The sequence below is a fragment of the Kitasatospora sp. NPDC059722 genome, from assembly GCF_042733235.1.
GTDB lineage: Bacteria > Actinomycetota > Actinomycetes > Streptomycetales > Streptomycetaceae > Kitasatospora.
In genome coordinates, this window is the sequence record NZ_JBHWGD010000049.1 from 45,389 (window position 1) to 65,724 (window position 20,336).

A 20,336-nucleotide genomic window follows, 5' to 3' on the forward strand; every position below is an offset into this window, starting at 1 on the left:
CCGCCCCGGGGGGGGGCCCCGGCGGGTGGCCCCCACTCCCCCATGCGCGGCGGGCCCGCGACTGTGGGGCGGGGGGCCGGACGTCGTACGGGGGCGCCGGGTCAGGCCAGGAGCCCGGTCGCCAGCCAGATCAGCGGCGCGGCCACGGCCAGCGGCAGCGCCACGCCCGCCGTCATGTGCACGAACCGGGACGGCCAGTCGTACGACGCGACCCGGCGGCCCACCAGCGCGCCCACGCCCGCCAGGGCGCCGAGCGCGAGCGGCGCGCCCACCAGCAGGCCCAGCACCACCGCGGCCACCAGACCCAGCACCGGGCCCAGCACCTTCGGCCCGGGCAGCGGCGCCGCGGCCAGCAGGGTCGCCAGCGCGACCGCGCCGACCCCGGCCGGCACCCAGCCGGCCACCAGCAGCGCCGTGCAGAGCGCCGTCACCACGGTGGCCGAGCCGAGCACGGTCAGCGCGTAGAACCGCTCCTTCGGGTCCGAAGGGCGGAACGTCTGCAGCACCAGGACCAGCAGGAAGAACCCGCCGAGGGTGCCGACGACGGCCGCGATGCCGCCGTCCTCGCTCGCCAGCAGCACCGCCGCGTCGGCCGTGAACCCGGCCAGCGCGGCCAGGGCGATGCCCTGCCGGGCCGGCCACATCCCGTTCAGGCGGAACCAGCCGGCCGCCGTCAGCACCTGGAGCAGCGCGACCACGAGGGCCAGCGCCACCTGCCCCAGCGCGGCGCCGCCGGCCAGCAGGGCGGCGACGCCCGCGGTGATCAGCGCGGGCTGGATGCCCGGCTCGATGATCGGCGAGCCGGTGCGGTGGGCGCTCGGCGCGGCGGGCCCCGTCGGCGCGGCGGCGGGCGCCGTCGGCATCGCGGGCATCCCCGGCATCCCGGGCTGCGGCGGGACGGCCGGGTACGGCGCCATGCCGGGCGCCCCGGGGGCCATGGGTGCCGTGGGCGCCATGGGGGTGGCGGAGCCCGTGGGCCGCTTGAGCGTCATGGTCGGCTGGTCGAGGCCCGGTGCCTGGGCCGGTGCCTGGGGCGTGGGAACCGGAGCGGGCGCGGCGTGCCGGGGCCGGGCCTGTGGCCGGGCCTGCGGCTGGGGCTGGGGCTGCAGATACGGCTGCGCCAGGGGCTGGGGCTGCGGCGGCGCGACGGGCATGGCGCCGGAGACGACCACCGGCGGGAGCAGCGTCGTGGCCGCGGCGTCGTGCATCGGCGGCACCGGGGGCAGCAGCGTCGTCGCTGCGTCGTCCATCGCGGGGACGGGCGGGAGCAGCGTCGTGGCCGCGGCGTCGTCCATCGGCGGGACGGGCGGCAGCAGGGCCGTCGCCGCGTCGTCCATCGGCGGCTGCACCGGCTGCCCGTACCCCGGGTGGCCGTACTGCTGCTGGTACCCGTGCTGCGGGTGCGGCTGTTGAGAATGTGGCTGTTGGGGATGCGGCTGCTGCGGGTGGCCCTGGTGCGGCTGCTGCCAGCCGCCGTAGCCGCCGTTGTTCGCGTCGTTCGTGTCCGTCACGCCGCTCAGCCTCCCGCGAACGGCGGCAGTACCTCGACCGTTCCGCCGTCGGTGAGTTCGACGGTCGCGTGGTCCCGGCCGCCCACCTGGGCGCCGTCCACCAGGTAGGAGCAGTGCCCGAGGAGCAGCACGAGCTTCGGCCGGTCGGCGTGCCGCTCCTTGGCGGCCGCCAGCGCCTCGGCCAGGGTCGCCGCCTCGTACGGCTCCTCGGCCAGTCCGGCCTCGGACTTCGCGGCCGCCCAGTAGCGGATCGTCCCGCGCACCCGGGCGCCGCTCGCGGGCTCGGTGGTCGCGCCCATGGCAACCCCTTCTCGTCGTCCTCGCCCGGTCCGGTGGCCCGGTCCGGCTCGCCACCGGGGCGGCCGTCCGACCACCCGAAAGGTGGACGTGCGCGGTGCCGCCGATGTGCGTCCCATGATGGCGTGTCCGCCGCCGCGACCGGCAATCGCCCTGGCCGGACGGACCGCGAGCGCCGCTCGAAGCCGTGACCAGGCTCACCCGGCGCGCGCCCGGATTGGGCGAACCGCCGGATTCGAGCCCTCCCGGTGCGGGGGCCGGTCGGCTATTCTCGACCTCCAAGAGGGATCCGGGCAGAGTCGCCCCCGGGTCCTTTTGTGCTTTCAGGACGCCAGTACGGACGTTCTTGCGAATCGTCGGCCCACCCCCGGCGGTGCGCGGGAACCACCCCGCCTCTCGCGGCACGACGACGTGCCCCGTCCGGCCGGGGTGACGCCACCCCGGTGCCGGGCCGCCGCCCGGCCCGGGACCACGACCGGAGGGTTCGCGGGATGAGCAGGGCAGAAACGGTGCGCCAGGGGTTGCGGGACCCCCGGCCCGTGCGCCGTCGCGCCGTGCACGCCGGCCTGTCCTCCGGTGTGCTCCGGGCGTCCGAACCCCTCCCCCAACCCTCAGCACGTGCGCCATCCGGCTGTGGCGGCAGCCGTGAAGCGACCGCGACGACCCGGAAAGGGGACCACCGGGTATGAGTTCTCTCCTCCTCCTCACCAACGCACTGCAGCCCTCCGCGGAGGTGCTGCCGGCGCTCGGCCTGCTGCTGCACAACGTCCGGGTGGCGCCCGCCGAGGGCTCCGCCCTGGTGGACACCCCCAGCGCCGACGTCATCCTGGTCGACGGCCGCCGGGACCTGCCGCAGATCCGCAGCCTGTGCCAGCTGCTGCGCTCCACCGGCATCGGCTCCCCGCTGATCCTCGTGGTCACCGAGGGCGGCCTGGCGGCCGTGACCGCCGAGTGGGGCATCGACGACGTCCTGCTGGACACCGCGGGCCCGGCCGAGGTCGAGGCCCGGCTGCGGCTCGCGCTCGGCCGGCTCCAGGTCGTCGCCGACGACAGCCCGATGGAGATCCGCAACGGCGACCTCTCGGTCGACGAGGCCACCTACTCCGCGAAGCTCAAGGGCCGCGCGCTCGACCTGACCTTCAAGGAGTTCGAGCTGCTCAAGTACCTCGCCCAGCACCCCGGCCGGGTCTTCACCCGGGCGCAGCTGCTGCAGGAGGTCTGGGGCTACGACTACTTCGGCGGCACCCGGACGGTGGACGTGCACGTCCGGCGCCTGCGCGCCAAGCTCGGCGTCGAGCACGAGCAGCTGATCGGCACCGTGCGCAACGTCGGCTACCGCTTCGTCGTCCCGGAGAAGCCCGAGAAGGGGGAGCGCCCGGAGCTCGCCCCGCGCCCCGCAGCGCCCCTGGAGGCATGACGCGCGCCGGGCGGGGGTGATCCCGCCCGGCATGTCCGGTTCGCCCCCGCGCAGCCTCCCGTCCACCTGCCGGAAGCCCCAGGTCCCACTGCCGACGCCGGCGCCACACGCGTAGACTCGACCCGTGGCCAAAGTGACGCGCGACGATGTAGCCCGACTGGCTGGTACCTCGACCGCGGTCGTCAGCTACGTGATCAACAACGGGCCGCGCCCGGTCGCGCCCGCCACCAAGGAGAAGGTCCTCGCGGCGATCGAGCAGCTCGGCTACCGGCCGAACAGCGTCGCCCAGGCGATGGCCTCCCGCCGCACCAACCTGATCGGCATGGTCGTCCCGGACGCCCGCCAGCCGTTCTTCGCCGAGATGGCGCACGCCGTGGAACGGGCCGCCTCCGAGCGCGGCAAGCTCGTGCTGATCGGCAACTCCGACTACGTGGACGACCGCGAGGTGCACTACGTCCGCGCCTTCCTCGGCATGCGCGTCTCCGGGCTGATCCTGGTCAGCCAGGGCCCGTCGCAGCGCGCCGCCGAGGAGTTCGCCGCGATGGAGGGCGCGAAGGTGGTGCTGCTGCACCGCCGCCCCGAGGCGATCGACGACGTCGCGGTGGTCACCGACGACGTGGGCGGCGCCGAGGCCGTCGTGCGCCACCTGCTGGAGGTGCACGGGCACCCGTACGTGGCCTGCTTCGGCGGCCCGGTCGACTCCCCCGCGCCCGGCGACCCGGTCATCGACCACGTCGAGGGCTGGCAGCGGGCCATGGACGCGCACGGCCTGCCCACCGAGCCGCACCTGATCGACGCGCCGTTCCACCGCTACGGCGCGTACGAGGTCGCGCTCGGCGTGCTGCGCTCGGCCGACCGGCCGCCGGCGATCTTCTGCTCCACCGACGACCAGGCGATCGGCGTGCTCCGGGCCGCCCGCGAGGTCGGCCTGAAGGTCCCGGAGGACCTCGCGGTGGCCGGCTTCGACGACGTCCCCGAGGCCGCCCTCGCCGACCCGCCGCTGACGACCGTCGCCTCCGACCGGGACGCGATGGCGCGCGCCGCCGTCGACCTGGTCCTGGACGACTCGCTGATGGTGCCCGGTTCGGACACCGAGCGGGTCCGCAAGTTCCCGTCCCGCCTGGTGGTCCGGCGTTCCTGCGGCTGCGACGGAGCGGCACCGGGCGCCCCGGCCACCCCCACGGAAGCGGAGTAGTCGATTCCGCCACCGGCTCCCATCCGCGCCGCCTGACCAGGCTTTATGAGAAGTCAACGGGCTTCTCGGACCCTTCTGAGACCGCTTTCATCCGATCCTCATCCGCCGGGCGGACGTTGTTCGGCATGAGCGATCAGCAGCGCAGCGAGCAGCAGTACGGGTGGACCGGACAGTACGGCGAGCAGCACGGCACGCAGCACGGCGAGCAGCCGTCCGCGCAACCGCACGCGCCGCACGAGCACCGCGTCATCGAGGGCACCGTCCTCGGCAGCAGCACCGACGGCACCGTCGGCACCGGCGCCGACGCCCCCGCGTACGGCTACCGCGAGGACCACTCCGGCGGCGGCTTCGACACCCCGCTCCCGCCGCCGCCCCTGCCGCCCACCCCGCCGTCCGCCGGCTGGCCCGGCAGCCCCGAGGGGCCGGAAGGGCCCCGGAGCCACGGCGCCCGGGCCCGGCGCGGGATGCTGCGCGGACGGCTGGTCCTGGTCACCGCCGTCGCCGCGATCGCCGCCGTCCTCGGCGGGGTCACCGGCGGGGTCATCGCCTCCCAGGAACGCACCTCCGACACCCGCGGCACCACCATCGCCAGCCCGGTCTCCGCCCGCTCCGACGGCAGCGCCGACGTCGCCGCCATCGCGGCCGCCGTCTCGCCGAGCGTCGTCCAGATCACCGTCAAGGCGCCGGGCGGCACCGCCACCGGCACCGGCGTGGTCCTCGACAGGAACGGGCAGATCCTCACCAACTTCCACGTGATCTCCGGCGCGGTCGACAGCGGCGGCCAGATCACCGTGACCTTCAAGGACGGCTCGACCGCGCAGGCCACCGTCACCGGCACCGACAAGTCCCTGGACGTCGCGGTGATCACCGCGAGCGGCGCCAGGAACCTCACCCCGGCCACCCTCGGCGACTCCTCCGCCGTCGCCGTCGGCGACCCGGTCGTCGCCATCGGCAACCCGGACGGCCTCACCGGCACCGTCACCTCGGGCATCATCAGCGCCGAGAACCGCGAGGTCACCGTCCAGGTCGACGAGGGCTCCACCGGTGGCAACGGCGGCTACGGCTTCCCGTTCATGCCCGGCCTGCGCGGCTCGCAGCAGCAGCCGAGCGGCAGCGGCACCACCACCTACAAGGCCTTCCAGACCGACGCCGCCCTCAACCCCGGCAACTCCGGCGGCCCGCTGATCAACGCGAACGGCCAGGTCATCGGCATCAACTCGGCCATGTACTCGCCCAGCGGCACCGGCTCCACCGCGGGCGGCGGCAGCAGCTCGGCCGGCAGCGTCGGCCTCGGCTTCGCCATCCCGATCAACGACATCAAGCAGGTCCTGCCGAAACTGCAGGCGGGCCAGAACGTGTAAGACGGACAATTACTCCGAGCAGGTCCCCCCACACGACGAGAAAGGGCAACGGCCCATGACCCCGTCCGCCGACGACCGCACCTCCGCCGAGTCCGGCCACACCTCGGCCAGGCTCCTCGTGGTCGACGACGAACCCGCACTCCGGGACGCCCTGGAGAGCAGCCTCGCCTTCGAGGGATACGAGGTCGCCACCGCCACCGACGGCTACGAGGCACTCGAATCCGTCGAACGCGACCGGCCCGACCTCGTCCTGCTGGACATCATGATGCCCCGGATGGACGGCCTCACCGCCGTCCGCCGGATGCGCTCGCGCGGCGACACCGTCCCGGTGCTGATGCTCACCGCCAGGGACGCCGTCGGCGACCGCGTCACCGGGCTGGACGTCGGCGCCGACGACTACCTCGCCAAGCCCTTCGAGCTCGACGAGCTCCTCGCCAGGGTCCGCGCCCTGCTGCGCCGCAACGCCCTCGCCACCGAGGCCGCGGCCCGGGCGGCGGCCGAGGACGAGAGCGAGGTGCTGGCCTTCGGCGACCTGCGGATGAACACCGCCACCCGCGAGGTCACCCGGGCCGGCCGGTCCGTCGAGCTGACCCGCACCGAGTTCATGCTCCTGGAGATGTTCCTGTCCCACCCCCGGCAGGTCCTCACCCGCGAGCAGATCCTCAAGGCGGTCTGGGGCTTCGACTTCGAGCCCTCCTCCAACTCCCTGGACGTCTACGTCATGTACCTGCGCCGCAAGACCGAGCAGGGCGGCATGCCGAGGATCATCCAGACCGTACGCGGCGTCGGCTACGCCCTGCGCCCCGCGGCCGGCACCGGCGCGTGAACGTGCGAGCCAGGGGCGCGCGCGTCCCTCCCCCGCCCCTCGCGCCCCCGCGCCCGTCCCGGATCCAGCGCCTCGTGCACTGGTTCCGCTCCCGCTCGCTGCGCAGCCGCCTCACCTTCCTGAGCGCGGCCGCGGTGGCGGTGGCCATCGCGCTGTCGGCGCTGGCGTGCTGGTTCATCGTCGAGAAGCAGCTCTACGGCCAGGTGCGGACGGACCTCGCGAGCGCGCCGCTCCCGCTGCCGCCCCGGGGCCAGAGCCTGCCCTGCTACGAGACCCCGCAGGCGGCCCTGCAGGCGCAGCCGCGGAGCGTCGCCCCGGAGAACGGCACCTCCGTCGCGCGGGACACCCAGTACGTCGTCAAGGACCCGACCGCGGTCTGCCTGCCCCCGGCCGCGACCAAGGCGATCGTGCTCAGGCCGAGCGACTCCGCGGTGTTCCAGCTGCGGCCCGGCCAGTCGGTCATCCGGGACGGCCACTTCACCGACGGCACCCCCGCCCTCGTCCGCGTCTCGCTGACCCACTTCGGACCGCAGCCCGCCCTGCTGATGGTGGCCAGCCCGACCCAGTCCGTCGAGGAGTCCCTCCAGGGCCTCGCCCTCCTGCTCGGCGCCGTCTCCGTCGGCGGCATCCTCCTGGCCGCCGTCGCCGGCCGGATCGTCGCCCGCTCCTCGCTCAAGCCGGTCCACCAGCTCACCGACGCCGTCGAGCACATCGCCCGCACCGAGGAGGTCGGCACCACCATCCCGGTCCACGGCGACGACGAGATCGCCCGCCTCTCCACCTCGTTCAACTCCATGAGCACCGCCCTCGCCAACTCCCGCGAGCGGCAGACCCGGCTGATAGCGGACGCCGGGCACGAGCTCCGCACACCCCTCACGTCGCTGCGCACCAACGTGGACCTGCTGATCCGCAGCGACGACACGGGCCGCCCGCTCCCGCCCGCCACGAAGACCAAACTGCTGGGCAACATGAAGGCCCAGATGCAGGAGCTGACCGTCCTCATCCAGGACCTGCTCCAGCTCTCCCGCCCCGACTCGCCGAAGCCGGGACCGAACCTCACCGTGGTCGCCCTGCACGAGATCGCCCAACGGGCCGTCGAGCGGGCCAAGTTGCGCGGCCCCGGGCTGGTCTTCGACACCGCGGCCGAGCCCTGGTTCGTCCACGGCGACGCCTTCGCCCTCGAACGGGCCGTGATCAACCTGCTGGACAACGCGGTCAAGTACAGCCCGCCCGGCGGCACGATCGAAGTCCGGCTCCGGCAGGGCGTGCTGACCGTCCGCGACCACGGCCCCGGCATCCCGGCCGACGAGCTGCAGTACGTCTTCGACCGCTTCTGGCGCTCCCCCTCCTCCCGCCAGCTCCCGGGCTCCGGCCTCGGGCTGTCGATCGTCGCGCAGAGCGTCCGGGACGCCGGCGGCGAGGTCTCGCTCGGCCCGGCCGGGGACGGCGGGCCGGGCGCCCTGGCCACCGTCCGCCTGCCCGGCGGCCCGACCGCGGAGTAGTCCCCGGACACGAAGGAGGACGGGCGGGGCGCCCCGACAGCGCCCCGCCCGTCCCCGTCCGGCTCACGGTCAGTCGACGTCGACGCCCGGGCCGATGACCTTGATCCGGTCCTGCGCCGGAGCCTTCAGCGGCGCGGACGCCGAGCTGTGGGCACCCAGGTAGGCCACGAAGACGTCCAGGTCCGAGGCGCCGACGAGCTTGTCGGTGCCGGCGCCCAGCGCCGGGAAGCCGTCGCCGCCGGCCGCCAGGAACTCGTTCGCCGCGACCCGGTACGTGGCGGCCGGGTCGATCGGCGCGCCGTTGAGCCGGACGGAGTCGACGACGACCCGGTCGGCCCCGGTCCTGCGCATGTCCAGGGTGTAGCTCAGGCTCTTGGACACCTGCAGGATCTTCGGCGCGGCGGCGTTGCCCCCGCTGACCTGCTGCTGGAGCAGCTGCACCAGCTGGGCGCCGGTCAGCGTCTTGACCTGCATCATGTTGGTGAACGGCTGGACGGTGAACGCCTTGCCATACGTCACGACTCCGTCGCCCTCGCTACCGGCCGCCTTGTAAACCAGGTCGGAGCGGATGCCGCCGGGGTTCATGAACGCCACCTGCGCCCCGCCCTTGTCGGCCGGCGCGAGGCCCTCCAGCTGCGCGTCCGCGATCAGGTCGCCGAGCGGCTTCTCCAGGTCGCCGCTGCCACGGCCGTTGATGTCCGAGGCGATGTAGCCGACCGGACGGTTGGCGATCGGCGCGGCCAGCTCGGAGTAGCGGGCGATCAGCTCGCTCATGTCCTCGGCCTTGGGCAGCGTGCGCCGCACGACGTGGTTCTCGGCCTTCACCGACGGACGCACGATGGTGCCGGTGGTCTTGTCGAGCTTTAGGTCGATCTCGGTGAAGAGCCGGCCGAACGAGGCTGCGCTGGTCACCGAGCGCGGCACGCCGTTCGGGTCCGGGATCATGCACGCGTACGCGTTGTGGGTGTGGCCGGTGACGATGGCGCCGACCGCGGGGTCGATGTTCCGCGCGATGTCGACGATCGGGCCGGAGACGCCCTGCCCGGCCGCGCCGCAGTCGTAGTTGTAGACGCTGCCGGCCGGGTAGCCGCCCTCGTGGATCAGCGCGACGATCGAGTTGACGCCCTGGGCCTTGAGCTCGGCGGCGTACTTGTTGATCGTGGTGACCTCGTTGCCGAACTTCAGGCCCTTGACGCCCGCCGCCGTCACGATGTTCGGCGTGCCCTCCAGCGTGACGCCGATGAAGCCGACCTTCACGCCCTGCGACTTCGTCACCCAGTACGGCGGCAGCAGCGGCTCGCCGGTGTTCTCGTCGGTGACGTTGGCGGACAGGTAGTTGAAGTTGGCGCCGCGGAACGTGCGGCCCTTCTCGTAACAGCCGTCGACCGGGTGGCAGCCGCCGTTCTGCAGCCGCAGCAGCTCCTGGGCGCCGTGGTCGAACTCGTGGTTGCCGACCGACGTGACGTCCAGGCCGAGCTTGTCCATCGCCTCGATGGTCGGCTCGTCGTGGAACAGCGCCGAGGTGAGCGGGCTGGCCCCGACGATGTCGCCGGCCGCGACGGTGATCGAGTCGTCCGCCGCCTCGCGCGCCTGACGCAGCGCCGTCGCCAGGTACTCGACGCCGCCGGCCGGGGTGCTGACCTGCTGACCGGTCGCCGGGTCGATCTCCCGGATCGTGCCGGCCGAGCCCGCCGGGGGCTCCAGGTTGCCGTGGAAGTCGTTGATCGCCAGCAGCTGGAGGTTGACGGTCTTGTGCCGCCGGGAGTTCGCGTCGGCGGCCTGGGCGGCCGCGGGCACGGCCACCGAGCCGAGCAGTCCGGCCGCGGCGACCACGGCGAGCGCCGCGCGTCGCGATCTGAGGGTGAGCATGAGGAGGTCCCTGCGCCTAGGAGCGCCCGGCCGCGGAACCGGCGCAGGCGCGCATGGATGTGGGTGTGCGCGAACTGCAGCCTATGGTCAACGCGCGTAGCTGTCAGGTTTTCTGACGTAACGACCGGGTGACTCGTCGACGAACCGTCGTGAACGGATCGGTGCCGGCCCCCGCACCGGGGCCGCCCGGCTCAGACCCCGGGCTCGGCCGCCAACTGCCGCTCGGCACGCTCGCGTTCGGCCACCGCGTCCTCCGTCATGGCGCGGTCGGTGTAGACCAGCGGCCGCTCGGAGTCGGTGATGATGTGCTTGACCACCTGGACGTTCCCGTTGACGTCCCAGACCGCGATGCCCGGCGACAGCGTCGGAATGATCTCCACCGCCCAGCGCGGCAGCCCCAGCACCCGGCCGGTGGCCCGCGCCTCCTCGGCCTTCTGCATGTAGATCGTCCGGGTGGAGGCCATCTTCAGGATCGCCGAGGCCTCCTTGGCCGCCGCGCCGTCCACCACGTCCGACAGGTGGTGCACCACCGCGACGAAGGACAGGCCGAGCCGGCGGCCGAACTTCAGCAGGCGCTGGAACAGCTGCGCCACGAACGGGCTGTTGATGATGTGCCAGGCCTCCTCGACCAGGAAGATGCGCTTCTTCCGGTCCGGCCTGATCCAGGTGTGCTCCAGCCACACGCCGACGATCGCCATCAGGATCGGCATCGCGATCGAGTTGCGGTCGATGTGCGAGAGGTCGAAGACGATCAGCGGCGCGTCCAGGTCGATGCCGTCGGTGGTCGAGCCGTCGAACATGCCGCGCAGGTCACCGTCGACCAGCCGGTCCAGCACCAGCGCCACGTCCAGGCCCCAGCGCTGCACCTCGTCCACCGCGACGCCCAGCGACTCCACCGACGACAGCTCGGGGTTGCGCAGCGTGTCGATGATGTCGTCCAGGACCGGCTGGCGGTCCTTCACCGAGGCCACCACGTGGGCGTGCGCGGCCTTCAGCGCGAAGCCAGCCCGCTCCTCCAGGCCGCGCCCCATCGCCACCTCGATGATGGTGCGCAGCAGCGACAGCTGACCGGTCTGGGTGATCGCCGGGTCCAGCGGGTTGAGCTTCACCCCGCCGTCCCGGGCCGCCATCGGGTCCAGGCGGATCGACTTTATGCCGAGCGCGTTGGCGATCAGGTTCCACTCGCCCACGCCGTCCTCGCCCTGCGCGTCCAGCACCACCACCTGCCGGTCGCGGAACCTCAACTGCCGCAGGACGTACGTCTTCTCCAGCGCCGACTTGCCGTTGCCCGACTCCCCCAGCACCAGCCAGTGCGGCGCCGGCAGCTGCTGCCCGTACAGCTGGAAGGGGTCGTAGACGTACCCCTTGCCGCTGTACACCTCGCGCCCGATGATCACGCCCGAGTCGCCCAGCCCCGGCGCCGCGGTGGGCAGGTAGACCGCCTGCGCCTGGCCGGTCGAGGTGCGCACGGGCAACCGGGTGGTCTCCACCTTGCCGAACATCAGGCTGGTGAACGCGTCGGTGAGGTTGCCGAGCGCCATGGACGGCCTCCTGGTGGGTGGAAGGGCTCAGTGGGTGGACGGGCCGCGGTGGACGGACGCGCGCGGGCGGCTCAGCGGCGGATGCCGGTGGCGAACGGCAGCGTGTTGACGAACGCGCGGTGGTGCTCGCGGTCGCACCACTCCAGCTTGAGGTAGCTCTTGCCGGCCGACGCCCGGATGGTCCGCTTGTCGCGGGCCAGCGCCTCGGGACTGCGCGAGGACACCGTGATGTACCCGACCAGGTTGACCCCGGCCGCGCCGGAGGCCAGGTCGTCACCGCGCTGGTCCACCCGGCCGGTGTGGGCCAGGTCGCGCGGGTCGACCGTGCGGTTCATCTTGGCCGCGCGGCTCGCCTCCGCCTCGTCGTTGGTCTTCTCCGTCAGCATCCGCTCGATCGCGACGTCGGTCGGCTCCAGGTCCATCGTCACGGCGACCGTCCGGATCACGTCCGGGGTGTGCACCAGCAGCGGCGCGAGGAAGTTGACGCCCACCGGGGTGAGCGGCCACTCCTTGACCCACGCGGTGGCGTGGCACCACGGCTCCCGGGTCGTCGACTCGCGGGTCTTCGCCTGCAGGTACTGCGGGTGGGTCGCGTCCAGCTCGGCCGGCCACGCGTTGCGCCGGGACATCGCCTGGATGTGGTCGATCGGGTGGTCCGGGTCGTACATCGAGTGCAGCAGCGAGGACAGCCGGGCCTGGCCCAGCGGCTGGCGCACCCGGATGTCCGCCTCCGCGAGCCGGGCGCAGATGTCGGTCAGCTCGCGCGCCATCACCGCCGCCAGGCCCTCGTCGTCCCGGGCCCGCCCGCCGGTCGCCGTCCGGCCCATCGCGTGCGCCTCGGCCGCGAGGTCGCGGGTGTAGTGCATGCAGGCCACCAGGTACGCGCGGTGCTGCTCCGAGGAGGTCGACACCATCGACTGCAGCTGGTCGTACGACTCCTGCAGCCAGCGCGGCGCGTCGCGGTCACCGCGCCGCTCGACGTCCTTGGCGTGCGCGTCCGGGTCGGCCGGCAGCGTCCGGGCCAGGATCTGCAGCCGCGTCACGAAGCCGTCCCCGTTGGCGACGTGCTTCAGCAGCGTGCCGAACCGGTCGACCAGCGCCTCCTGGTCCTCCGAGTCGCGCAGGCCCACGCCCGGGCCCTCGATCTCGATCGCGGCCGTCACCGTGCGCCGCTCCAGGTGCATCAGCACCCCGACCTCGTCCGGCCCGAACGGCGCCGTCAACCAGCGCAGCCGCCCCACCCCCGGCGGCGGACCGACCTCCACCTCCCGGCCGTCCAGCCGGGTGCCGGCGTCCATCACGTCCGAACGCCACACCGAGCGGCCGCTGCGGACCGTCCGCCGGTAGGTGCGGTTGATCTCCGCCCACCGGTAGAACGTCCGCTTGCGGTACGGCACGTAGACCGCCGCGATGGCCAGCGCGGGCAGGCCGACCAGGCCGCCGATGCGCAGCGGCAGGACCGGCATCATCAGGCCCCAGAGCATCCCGAGGAACGCCCCGAAGATGATCAGCAGGATCTCGCCGGTCTCCCGGTTGCGGCCGATCGGCGCGTTCGGGCGGGCCTTGCCGATCAGGTAGGTGCGGCGCTGGTGCACGTACGGCTGGGCGTACTGGGCACCGTAATGGCCGAGCGGTTCACTGCTCACTTACCCGTCACCCTCCCTTCGCTGGATTGCTGTCGCGGATCGGAACCGAGGCCTGCTGGGGCGGCCCGGCCTGCGGCGGCGGAGCCGACGTGCGGCCCGCGTGCGCGGCGATGCCCGGGGCCACCGAACCCCCGCCCGCACCCCCGCCGCCGCCCGCGCCCTGCGGGCCGCGGTCGCCGTGGGTGGTGATGCCCTGCTTCATGAGGTTCGCGGTGCCGTTGATCATCGCCGAACCGGCCGACACCGCGCTGGCGCGGGCGTGCCGCATGCTCATGATCTCGTCGCCGAAGCCCGGCACGAAGCGGTACACCGCCGCGCTCGCGAAGATCGACAGGAACAGGATCGCCAGGCCGGACAGCACCCGGGCGAAGTCGTCGTTCGCCCCCGCACCGGTCGCGACGGCACCCGCCAGGCCCAGGATGATCACGATGATCGGCTTCGCCAGGTCCACCGCCACCATCACCCCCGCCCACCGGCGCACGTGCTTCCACAGCTGCTTGTCCACCAGCCCCGCGTACACCGCCGTCCCCAGCAGCGCGCCCACGTACAGCATCGCCGCCCGGATCAGCAGCTCGATCCAGAGCACCGCCGCCGCGAGCACCGCCACCAGCGACACGATGATCAGGATCAGCGGCCCGCCACCCATGTCCCCCTTCTCCAGGGTGTCGGCGAACCCGCCCAGGTACGTCCCGGTGTCGGACTTCGTCCCGACCGCGATCGCCTTGGTCAGCCCGTCCGTGGCGCTCACCACGGTGTAGAGGATCAACGGCGTGAACGCGGACGCCACGACCGTCAGCCACAGGAACCCGATCGCCTCCGAGACCGCCGTCGTCAACGGCGCCCCGCGCACCGCCCGCTTCGTCACCGCGAGCAGCCACAGCACCAGCGTGATGATCGTCGAGGCCGCGAACACCACCGCGTACTGCTGCAGGAACGACGCATTGGTGAAGTCCACCTGCGTCGTCCCGTCGATGGCCCCCGACAACTTCCGCACGACCCACGCCGCCGCCTGCGCACACCCCTTGGCCAACGACCCGAGCGGGTCGGTGGCGGTGCTTACGGCGCCACTGCCCGGGATGACGACGGCTCCGTTCGGAGCACAGCCCGCGTCACTGCCGGGAATCGGCAGATCGACCTTCTGGCAGGTCGGGGTGGCGGAGGGCGTCGGCGTCGGATCCGCGAAGACCCGTTGGGCCATCAGCAGCCCGGCGAGCTGCAGGCTCGCCATGGCGCTCGCCAGCGCTCCCGCGCGGCGCACGGTGGAGCGTCGTGTGGTCTGGTCAACGGGCATAGCGGAACCCCCCGAACTGCTGGACGGCGCCGGTGATCTCGTCGGCGGTGGCGGCCTGCTGGTCGCCGGGCATCGGCGCGGGGCCCGGTCGGCTGGCGTAGTCACTGAGCTTCCAGTCGCCGGCCGTCCAGCGGAGCGAGAGCGTCATGGTGAACCAGTTGGCGGTCACGGGCTGGACGGAGTGCTCACCGGCGACGCCGTTGAGGACGGTGCACCAGACCTCGATCTTCGCCTCGGCGTCGTTGTAACCGGTCTGCTTGGTGCCGACGGGGACAGTGCGACTCACGAAGGTGAGACCCTTCGGGGCGTGGCCCTGGGCGTCGAGTCCGTAGCGGGCGGCGGTGTCGCCGCCGAAGCCCTGGTCCAGGCGGGTCTGGAGGGTGGGCAGGGCGGCCGGGTCGGCGATGGTGGTGACGATGGTGTGGCGGGTGTCGGCGCGGAACATGTCCGCGCCGCCGAGGGCGACCGCGTAGTTGGTGGCGGCGGACTGGGCGCCCTGGTCGGTGTGCGGGTAGCCGCTGGGGATGCCGTTGCTGGTGGTGCCGACGGGCTGGTCGCCGCTGGGGGCGGGGCCGGCGCCGGCGGGTGCGGTGGGGGTGGCGTGGTCGGAGGAGCGGGCGGTGCCGCCCGGGTCGGGCTTGCCGTGGTTGGCGATGGAGATCGCGACGACGAGCAGCGTGACGACGACGAGGACGGCCAGCAGGGTGCGGAGCGGTCGCGGCTGACGTCCGTTCAGCTGTGAGGAGGGCTGTTCGCCGACCGGTAGCCGCGTACGGGTGTGCGGCTGGTCGTCGGACAACGGCACGGCGGCCCTCCTGGTGCGGGGAGCCGGGCGGCTCCGGGGGCCCTCCGGCCGTGGGCGGGCGCGGACGGAGGGTGGGGACGGGGTGACTCGGGGCGGGCTCCGGGCGGTCCGGACGGGGACCGGGCTCGGACCGGCAGCAGGGCTACCGCTGTCCGATCGTCAGATCGCCATGCCGTAGACAATGGTGAACAGAGTGCCGAGTGATCCAATGATGAACACGCCGGTCAGCCCGGCGATGATCAGTCCCTTGCCCTGTTCCGCGCCAAAGCTGTCCCGCATGGCGGTCGCACCGATCCGCTGCTTGGCGGCGCCCCAGACGGCGAGGCCGAGGCAGACGAGGATGGCGACGGCCATGATGACCTCGACCATCACCCGGGCCTCCGACCCGAGGCTCGCGAACGGACCCCAGTCCGGGGCGATCCCGCCGATGATGGTGTCGATATTCGGCTTCTTTGGTGGGTCCTCGGCCGCCAGGTGGCCGATCGCGATGCTCTGCACGCTGCTCAGGTTCATTTCCATCTCACCGCCCGATCAGGCAAATTCAAGGGCCCTGACCCCGCCCGCGCGAAGGGTCGGTGCCTATTCTTGGCCAGATCTGATGTCGACTTGGCTACTTCTCGCGGATTGGTCGTGAGGCATCGGACACGTACGCGAGGATGTCCACCGTACGAAGGATAGCGCTCACTCTTTGTATCTCTGATGATTGCGGTGAGCAACGCCTTCCGGAACACTTCGACTGACGATTCGTCGGGATGGTGCTGATGGTACTCCGGAAGGCCGGTACGGCCGCCGCTGCGGCGGGAGTTGTCGGGATCGGGTTCGTCGGGCTGGTGACGATCGGGACGTACGCCGCGAGCGGGACGCCCCAGCAGACGGCCAATCGCGGGACGCTGTCGGCGGGTTCGGTGCCGGCGGCCTACCAGGGGGCGATCCAGAAGTGGGGCGCGCTCTGTCCGGAGATCTCCCCGCCGATGCTCGCGGCGCAGCTGTACCAGGAAAGCGGCTTCGATCCGCAGGCCCGTTCCGGTGTGGGGGCGTTGGGAATGGCCCAGTTCCTGCCGGGCACCTGGGACATCTACGGCGTCGACGCGAATGGCGACGGCAAGAAGGACATCTGGGACCCGGCCGACGCGATCGCCTCCGCGGCGAACTACGACTGCGCGCTGGCCAGGGACGTGGCCAAGGTCCCGGGGGACCGCCAGGACAACCTGCTGGCCGCGTACAACGCCGGCCCGTACGCGGTGGAGAAGTACAACGGCGTGCCCCCGTACAAGGAGACGCAGGGGTACGTGAAGAACATCAAGGCGCTGGCGCGCAGCTTCACGGCGCCGACCGCGCCGGTGGAGGTGTCGCAGCAGTCGGCGGGGGCGATCTACTTCGCGCAGACGAAGCTGGGCACGCCGTACCTGTGGGGCGGCGAGGGGCTGCCCTCGCAGAACGGGCGGTTCGACTGTTCGGGCCTCACCCAGGCGGCGTTCGAGACGGTGGGAATCACGCTGCCCCGGGTGGCCAACGACCAGTGGTACGCCGGGCCGCACCCCTCCCGGGACCAGCTGCGGCCGGGCGACCTGGTGTTCTTCGCGACGGACCTGAACGATCCGCGCAGCATCCATCACGTCGGGATCTACGTCGGCGGCGGCTACATGATCAACGCGCCGCACACCAACGCGGTGATCCGCTACGACAAGATCGACACCAAGGAGTACATCGGCGCGACCCGGGTCACCACCGACGGCGCCCAGGCGCTGCCGGTGCGCAACCTGGACGGGAGCATCACGGGCAAGGGCGGCATCGGCGGCGGCGCCACCCCGGACGCGCCCGCCAATCCCACCGCGGCAGCCGTCCAGCAGGCCACTCCGCCGGCCACTCCGCCGGCCGCCCCGCCCGCCGCGCCGAACGGGGCTCCTCCCGTCGCCGCCCACGCCGCCACGGCGCCCGCCGCACGGCCCGTGACCCCGTCGGCACCCGCCTCCGCGGCCCGTCCCGCGGGTCAACCGACCGCAAAACCCTGAGCCCCCGGCGGCCCGGCGTGTGAGTGCGCTGTGGACGCTGAGTCAAGTTTCCATAACCACGCGTTTACGTGGAACGCTGTGCACCGCTGATGACGTTTGGTCCGTTGGCCCCTCGTCAGCTCATCGCGCCGGGCGGGCCGCCCGGCCGGAACGTACAAGGTGCTGCAGCGGACCAGAAGGAGGTGCGGCGTGTCGACGCCGCTTGCCGACACGACCAACCCCGACCTCGGCCTGCTCTACGCCGTCAACGGGCTCGCCAAGAGCTCCCCGCCGTGGCTGGACCACCTGGTCTCGTGGATCGGCGAGTACGGCATCCTGATCGGCCTGGCGATGCTCGGCCTGGTCGGCTGGCTGCAGGCCAGACGCCGGCCGGACGCGCCGGTGGCGATCGCGGGACTGCTCTGGGTGCCGCTGTCGGTCGCCGTCGCCGAGCTGGCCAACCTGCCGATCGCCGCGATCGTGAACCGGCCGCGACCGTTCGTGGACCACGGCGGGCTGCTGGTCCTCGTGGACGGCAAGGCCGGCACGCACTCCTTCGTCAGCGACCACTCGACGATGACGATGGGCGTCGCGGTGTCGCTCTTCCTGGTGAACCGGCGGCTCGGCTGGATCGCCGGCGGGCTCGCCCTGCTGCAGGGCTTCTGCCGGATGTTCATGGGCGTCCACTACCCGACCGACGTGATCGGCGGCTACGCGCTCGCGACCGCCGTGGTGCTGCTGCTGGCGCCGATCGCGATGGCCGTCCTGGTGCCGCTCTGCCACGCGCTGACCCGCACCGCCGTCGCCCCGCTGATCCGGGCGCCCGAGCGCGGTGGCGCTCCGCGCGGGCGGCGGCGCGGCCGCGAGCGCGGGGCCGTCCGCACGGACGAGCAGCCGCCGGAGTCGGACCTGGCCGCCTGAGCGGTCAGCCGGATCCGGCGCCGGTGTCGGTGTCGGAGAGGTGGTCGGCACCCTCGCGGCGGGCCAGGTCGCGGGAGCGGCGGGCCGGGGCGTTCCAGCCGCAGCTGCACGTCGCGTAGGCGAAGGACCCGCGTTCGCTGATCGCAACGCGGTGCTCGGGCATCCGGGTGCCGGGCTCGGCCGGCAGCTCAGTGTGCACGTCGTTCACGGTAGCGCGCCGGGCACCCGGCGCGCGACGCCCTCCGCGCGCCCGGTCCCGCGTAACCATCCGCACCCCAACTCGTTTGCCCGGAAAGAGCTCTGCCCACCTGCTGGTGTCCGGCGGAGCAGTCGGGCCCGAGGGGGTTGTCGCGAGGATGAAGATGACCGACCAGCAGCGCAGCGGACGGCCGGGGCGCCGGCCGGTACCGCACCTGCGCTCGGCGGCCGGGGCCGCCCTGCTCGCCGCCGCACTGGCCGGCTGTTCGGGCGGGTCCGGCGGCGGCTCGGCCGATCAGAGCACCCCCGACCAGCTCGCCGCGGACCCGGTCACCGCCGTCCGCAACGCCGCCGACATCACCGGCCGCACCGGGTCGGCACACGCCGCCACCGAGCTGACCACCGAGTCGAGCGACAAGAAGGCGGCCTTCTCCGGCACCGGCGGCTACGACTACGTGAAGCGGATCGGCCGTCTGGAGATCGCGGTGCCGCCCGGCGCGGCGACCACCGGCAAGATCGTCGAGGTGGTCCTGCCGGGCACGGTCTACCTGCAGAACAGCGGCGCCAAGGTGCCCGAGGGCAAGTGGGTCAAGCTGGACGTGCGCCAGCTGCCGGACGGCAACCTGGTGAGCAGCGGCGGCACCGACCCGGCCACCGCGGCGGGGGCGCTGCGCGGGGTGCAGAAGGCGGACGCGGTCGGCGTCGAGACGGTCGACGGGGTCGCGCTGCACCACTACCGCGGCACCCTGGACCTGTCGAAGGCGGCCGACGCGACCGGCGGCCGGGGCGGCGACGGCCTGCGGATGGGCGCCCAGACCTTCACCGTCAAGGACGTCCCCTACGACGCGTGGCTGGACGACCAGGGCCGGCTGCACAAGGTGGTCGAGGTCTTCACCTTCGCCGGGGTGGCCGGCTCGAAGGAGGCCAAGGACCAGGTGAAGGTCACGTCGACCACCTCGCTGACGGACTTCGGCAAGCCGGTGGAGGCGGCCGAGCCGGCGGCCTCGGACATCTTCGCCCTGAAGCCCACGGAGAGCCCGAAGTAGACGGCCGGGGCAGCGCTCCGGCGCCGGGGCGCGTCGGGGCGCCGCCGGAGCGAGTGGCCGTCCGGGGAGCCGCGGTCACCCGTTTCGGCGGCGCGAGATGGCCCGTCCGTGCCATGTGGACGGGCTCCGAAGTGCCTAGGCTGGACGTCGGGTGGCTGCCGCCCGGGCTGGCGAGGCACTGAAGGGGTGGTGCAGGTGGTGTCGTCCACGGGCGGCCGCAGCAACGGCCACGACGACGCGGCCCTCGACGAGATCGAGCTGGCCGGCGAGCTGATGATCGCCGCGACGGCCAGCACCGGCGACCGGCTGCCGACCGAGCGGATCGACGAGGTGCTGCTCGACCGGCCCGAGCCCGGCCGGACGGACACGGACCGGTACGCCGAGCGGGACCGGTAGGCCGAGCGGGAGCGGTACACCGAGCGGGACCGGTGTGACGGGCGGGAGCGGTAGGGCCGCGGGCGGGCCCCCGGCCCCGACGGGCGGTTTCAGCTGCGCAGCAGCCGGCTGATCGCGGCGGTCGCCTCCGCCACCTTGGCGTCGAGCTCGGCGCCGCCCTGCTCGGCCGCGGCGGCGACGCAGTGCCGCAGGTGCTCCTCCAGCAGGGAGAGGGCGAAGGACTGCAGGGCCTTGGTGCTGGCCGACACCTGGGTGAGCACGTCGATGCAGTAGACGTCCTCGTCGACCATCCGCTGGAGCCCGCGGATCTGGCCCTCGATCCGGCGCAGCCGCTTGAGGTGGGCGTCCTTCTGCGCGCTGTAGCCGTGCGGGCCGTGACCGCCCTGGTGCGCGTCGGCGGCGGCCGGGGCGTGGTCGGCGTGCGGCTCGGTGCCGGGCGCGTCGTCCGGCTCGGTGCGCGCTTGCGTCGTGGTCATCGGCCCGCCTTCGTCTGGATGCCTGGTGGCTGCGTCGGCCACCAGTG

General features: G+C 73.1%; 18 protein-coding genes and 1 pseudogene. 9 read left to right on the forward strand and 10 right to left on the reverse strand.

What is annotated here, in order from left to right; genetic code table 11:
* Positions 1-101 precede the first annotated feature (101 nt).
* Entirely contained in the window at positions 102-1,511 is a 1,410-nt protein-coding gene (locus ACFV4F_RS27650) for a hypothetical protein (RefSeq protein WP_380506380.1), read from the reverse strand.
* 5 nt (positions 1,512-1,516) lie between these two features.
* Positions 1,517-1,810, reverse strand: a complete 294-nt coding sequence (locus ACFV4F_RS27655) for a MoaD/ThiS family protein (protein WP_380506383.1) — start codon at positions 1,808-1,810, stop codon at positions 1,517-1,519.
* A 683-nt stretch (positions 1,811-2,493) separates the two neighbouring features.
* Here ACFV4F_RS27655 and ACFV4F_RS27660 point away from each other — a divergent pair.
* The 5 genes from ACFV4F_RS27660 (at position 2,494) to ACFV4F_RS27680 (ending at position 8,109) form a co-directional block, all read left to right on the forward strand.
* Positions 2,494-3,225: a winged-helix domain-containing protein gene (locus ACFV4F_RS27660; protein WP_380445968.1), complete on the forward strand. Its 732-nt coding sequence runs from the start codon at positions 2,494-2,496 to the stop codon at positions 3,223-3,225.
* Between the two features lie 124 nt (positions 3,226-3,349).
* A complete protein-coding gene (locus ACFV4F_RS27665; protein ID WP_380445969.1) occupies positions 3,350-4,420 on the forward strand; it encodes a LacI family DNA-binding transcriptional regulator in 1,071 nt (356 codons plus the stop codon).
* Positions 4,421-4,545: 125 nt separating this feature from the next.
* On the forward strand, positions 4,546-5,781 hold the full coding sequence (locus tag ACFV4F_RS27670) for a S1C family serine protease (RefSeq protein WP_380506386.1): 1,236 nt from the start codon (positions 4,546-4,548) through the stop codon (positions 5,779-5,781).
* Positions 5,782-5,836: 55 nt separating this feature from the next.
* Positions 5,837-6,607: a response regulator transcription factor gene (locus ACFV4F_RS27675; protein WP_380506389.1), complete on the forward strand. Its 771-nt coding sequence runs from the start codon at positions 5,837-5,839 to the stop codon at positions 6,605-6,607.
* Positions 6,608-6,681: 74 nt separating this feature from the next.
* Positions 6,682-8,109 (forward strand): sensor histidine kinase, encoded by a 1,428-nt coding sequence (locus ACFV4F_RS27680; protein WP_380498801.1) that lies wholly within the window; start codon positions 6,682-6,684, stop codon positions 8,107-8,109.
* 69 nt (positions 8,110-8,178) lie between these two features.
* On the opposite strand, the gene ACFV4F_RS27685 is transcribed toward ACFV4F_RS27680, so the two are convergent.
* The 6 genes from ACFV4F_RS27685 to ACFV4F_RS27710 form a co-directional block, all read right to left on the reverse strand.
* The gene (locus tag ACFV4F_RS27685) at positions 8,179-9,978 is read right to left on the reverse strand and encodes a bifunctional metallophosphatase/5'-nucleotidase (protein ID WP_380445973.1); all 1,800 of its coding nucleotides are present in this window, start codon (positions 9,976-9,978) and stop codon (positions 8,179-8,181) included.
* 191 nt (positions 9,979-10,169) lie between these two features.
* Positions 10,170-11,519: an ATP-binding protein gene (locus ACFV4F_RS27690; protein WP_380445974.1), complete on the reverse strand. Its 1,350-nt coding sequence runs from the start codon at positions 11,517-11,519 to the stop codon at positions 10,170-10,172.
* A 71-nt stretch (positions 11,520-11,590) separates the two neighbouring features.
* Positions 11,591-13,165, reverse strand: a complete 1,575-nt coding sequence (locus tag ACFV4F_RS27695) for an SCO6880 family protein (protein ID WP_380498799.1) — start codon at positions 13,163-13,165, stop codon at positions 11,591-11,593.
* A 7-nt stretch (positions 13,166-13,172) separates the two neighbouring features.
* A complete protein-coding gene (locus ACFV4F_RS27700; RefSeq protein WP_380506393.1) occupies positions 13,173-14,456 on the reverse strand; it encodes a hypothetical protein in 1,284 nt (427 codons plus the stop codon).
* Entirely contained in the window at positions 14,446-15,261 is an 816-nt protein-coding gene (locus ACFV4F_RS27705) for a hypothetical protein (protein ID WP_380506396.1), read from the reverse strand. The genes ACFV4F_RS27700 and ACFV4F_RS27705 overlap by 11 nt, the downstream gene beginning before the upstream one ends.
* Positions 15,262-15,420: 159 nt before the next feature.
* The gene (locus ACFV4F_RS27710; protein WP_380445978.1) at positions 15,421-15,774 is read right to left on the reverse strand and encodes a hypothetical protein; all 354 of its coding nucleotides are present in this window, start codon (positions 15,772-15,774) and stop codon (positions 15,421-15,423) included.
* A gap of 248 nt (positions 15,775-16,022) precedes the next feature.
* On the opposite strand from ACFV4F_RS27710, the pseudogene ACFV4F_RS27715 reads away from it, so the two are divergent.
* Both ACFV4F_RS27715 and ACFV4F_RS27720 read left to right on the forward strand, forming a co-directional pair.
* Positions 16,023-17,012 (forward strand): annotated as a pseudogene (locus tag ACFV4F_RS27715) (NlpC/P60 family protein); the annotation flags it as partial.
* Between the two features lie 450 nt (positions 17,013-17,462).
* Positions 17,463-18,173, forward strand: a complete 711-nt coding sequence (locus ACFV4F_RS27720) for a phosphatase PAP2 family protein (protein ID WP_380445979.1) — start codon at positions 17,463-17,465, stop codon at positions 18,171-18,173.
* Positions 18,174-18,177: 4 nt separating this feature from the next.
* On the opposite strand, the gene ACFV4F_RS27725 is transcribed toward ACFV4F_RS27720, so the two are convergent.
* Positions 18,178-18,372, reverse strand: coding sequence for a hypothetical protein (locus ACFV4F_RS27725; RefSeq protein WP_380506399.1), 195 nt, complete (start codon positions 18,370-18,372; stop codon positions 18,178-18,180).
* Between the two features lie 163 nt (positions 18,373-18,535).
* Between ACFV4F_RS27725 and ACFV4F_RS27730 the strand changes: the two genes are divergently transcribed.
* Together ACFV4F_RS27730 and ACFV4F_RS27735 are read left to right on the forward strand one after the other, a co-directional pair.
* Entirely contained in the window at positions 18,536-19,417 is an 882-nt protein-coding gene (locus tag ACFV4F_RS27730) for a hypothetical protein (RefSeq protein ID WP_380506402.1), read from the forward strand.
* 195 nt (positions 19,418-19,612) lie between these two features.
* Positions 19,613-19,813: a hypothetical protein gene (locus tag ACFV4F_RS27735; protein WP_380506404.1), complete on the forward strand. Its 201-nt coding sequence runs from the start codon at positions 19,613-19,615 to the stop codon at positions 19,811-19,813.
* 89 nt (positions 19,814-19,902) lie between these two features.
* Here the strand turns inward: ACFV4F_RS27735 and ACFV4F_RS27740 are convergent, their stop codons facing one another.
* Entirely contained in the window at positions 19,903-20,289 is a 387-nt protein-coding gene (locus ACFV4F_RS27740) for a metal-sensitive transcriptional regulator (RefSeq protein ID WP_380445983.1), read from the reverse strand.
* Positions 20,290-20,336: the final 47 nt, after the last annotated feature.

Excerpts from the sequence above, each read along its gene's own strand:
- ACFV4F_RS27655 (WP_380506383.1), bottom strand. The coding sequence starts at position 1,810 with ATGGGCGCGACCACCGAGCCCGCGAGCGGCGCCCGGGTGCGCGGGACG.
- ACFV4F_RS27660 (WP_380445968.1), top strand. The coding sequence starts at position 2,494 with ATGAGTTCTCTCCTCCTCCTCACCAACGCACTGCAGCCCTCCGCGGAG.
- ACFV4F_RS27670 (WP_380506386.1), top strand. The coding sequence starts at position 4,546 with ATGAGCGATCAGCAGCGCAGCGAGCAGCAGTACGGGTGGACCGGACAG.
- ACFV4F_RS27675 (WP_380506389.1), top strand. The coding sequence starts at position 5,837 with ATGACCCCGTCCGCCGACGACCGCACCTCCGCCGAGTCCGGCCACACC.
- ACFV4F_RS27685 (WP_380445973.1), bottom strand. The coding sequence starts at position 9,978 with ATGCTCACCCTCAGATCGCGACGCGCGGCGCTCGCCGTGGTCGCCGCG.
- ACFV4F_RS27690 (WP_380445974.1), bottom strand. The coding sequence starts at position 11,519 with ATGGCGCTCGGCAACCTCACCGACGCGTTCACCAGCCTGATGTTCGGC.
- ACFV4F_RS27700 (WP_380506393.1), bottom strand. The coding sequence starts at position 14,456 with ATGCCCGTTGACCAGACCACACGACGCTCCACCGTGCGCCGCGCGGGA.
- ACFV4F_RS27710 (WP_380445978.1), bottom strand. The coding sequence starts at position 15,774 with ATGAACCTGAGCAGCGTGCAGAGCATCGCGATCGGCCACCTGGCGGCC.
- ACFV4F_RS27730 (WP_380506402.1), top strand. The coding sequence starts at position 18,536 with ATGACCGACCAGCAGCGCAGCGGACGGCCGGGGCGCCGGCCGGTACCG.
- ACFV4F_RS27740 (WP_380445983.1), bottom strand. The coding sequence starts at position 20,289 with ATGACCACGACGCAAGCGCGCACCGAGCCGGACGACGCGCCCGGCACC.